Source organism: Mesorhizobium sp. M0074 (genome assembly GCF_040322975.1).
In the GTDB taxonomy this organism is placed as follows: Bacteria; Pseudomonadota; Alphaproteobacteria; order Rhizobiales; family Rhizobiaceae; genus Mesorhizobium.
In genome coordinates, this window is the sequence record NZ_JAMYUM010000072.1 from 1 (window position 1) to 1418 (window position 1418).

A 1418-nucleotide genomic window follows, 5' to 3' on the forward strand; every position below is an offset into this window, starting at 1 on the left:
AGGGACAGGGCTTGATGCCGGACGGCACCTCGCGCTTCTCGATCGGCAAGGACAAGCTGTTCCACTACATGGGCTGCTCGACCTTTTCCAACTTCACCGTGCTGCCCGAGATCGCGGTGGCCAAGGTCAATGCCGACGCCCCGTTCGACAAGATCTGCTACATCGGCTGCGGCGTCACCACCGGCATCGGTGCGGTGATCAACACCGCCAAGGTCGAGCAAGGCGCGACGGCGGTAGTCTTCGGCCTCGGCGGCATCGGCCTCAACGTCATCCAGGGCCTGCGCCTTGCCGGCGCCGACATGATCATCGGCGTCGACCTGAACAACGACAGACGAGCCTGGGGCGAGAAGTTCGGCATGACGCATTTCGTCAATCCGAAGGAGATCGACGGCGATGTCGTGGCTCATCTCGTCAACATGACCAAGCGCGGCGCCGACCAGATCGGCGGCGCCGACTACACGTTCGACTGCACCGGCAACACCAAAGTCATGCGGCAGGCGCTAGAATCGTCGCATCGCGGCTGGGGCAAGTCGGTCGTCATCGGCGTTGCCGGCGCCGGCCAGGAGATCTCGACGCGGCCGTTCCAGCTGGTCACCGGCCGCACCTGGATGGGCACCGCCTTCGGCGGCGCGCGCGGCCGCACCGACGTGCCGAAAATCGTCGACTGGTACATGGCCGGCAAGATCGAGATCGATCCGATGATCACCCACACGCTGAAGCTCGAGGACATCAACAAGGGCTTTGACCTGATGCATGAAGGCAAGTCGATCAGGAGCGTGGTAGTCTATTGAAGGAGGTACTGATCCGGGTTCGGATCCGATATCCGAATTTCAGCGAGTCGCTCAGTATGCAGAGCTGGCAATTCGGCGAACATCTTTGGGTAGCGCTTAGGAATAACAACCGCGTTCGCATCGACCTCGATGAGATCGACCGCGGCAGAGAAGAAATATCGTTTCTCGTGCGCGATACATATCTGAGCAAGGCTCTCAAGGTGGTAGAGCGCGTCAGGCAAGAACACCGTATGGAGAATGAAGCGGTAATCGAAACGGAACCAGCATAGAACCAAGGGAGGAGACAAAAATGCCGGAAAAACTGCATCCTAAAATCGACAATGGACTGCCACGGGAAAAGGCCGACTTTGCCGGCGGCACGCTGGTCTGCGCCTGCACCAGCAACCCGGTCAAGGTGAAGGTCAAGGGCCAGATCGCCCATAACCATGCCTGCGGCTGCACCAAATGCTGGAAGCCGGAAGGCGCGCTGTTCTCGGTCGTGGCGGTTGCCGGTACAAACGACGTGACGGTGACCGAAAACGGCGACAAGCTGAAGATCGTCGATCCGGGCGCGCTGATCCTGCGCCATGCCTGCACCGGCTGCGGCGTCCACATGCACGGCCCGGTCGAGCGCGACCACGCTTTCAA

General features: G+C 60.8%; 3 protein-coding genes. All 3 read left to right on the plus strand.

The window, feature by feature from the left end; translation table 11 throughout:
* Positions 1-791, plus strand: a 791-nt coding sequence (locus NKJ73_RS33985) for a zinc-binding dehydrogenase (protein ID WP_352572742.1), incomplete at its 5' end; no start/stop codon positions are given.
* Positions 788-1060 carry a hypothetical protein gene (locus NKJ73_RS33990; RefSeq protein ID WP_352572744.1) on the plus strand — a complete coding sequence of 91 codons (273 nt, stop codon included), beginning with the start codon at positions 788-790 and terminating at the stop codon, positions 1058-1060. The genes NKJ73_RS33985 and NKJ73_RS33990, both read left to right, overlap by 4 nt.
* A 20-nt stretch (positions 1061-1080) precedes the next feature.
* On the plus strand, positions 1081-1418 hold a 338-nt coding region (locus tag NKJ73_RS33995), incomplete at its 3' end, for a GFA family protein (RefSeq protein ID WP_352572746.1).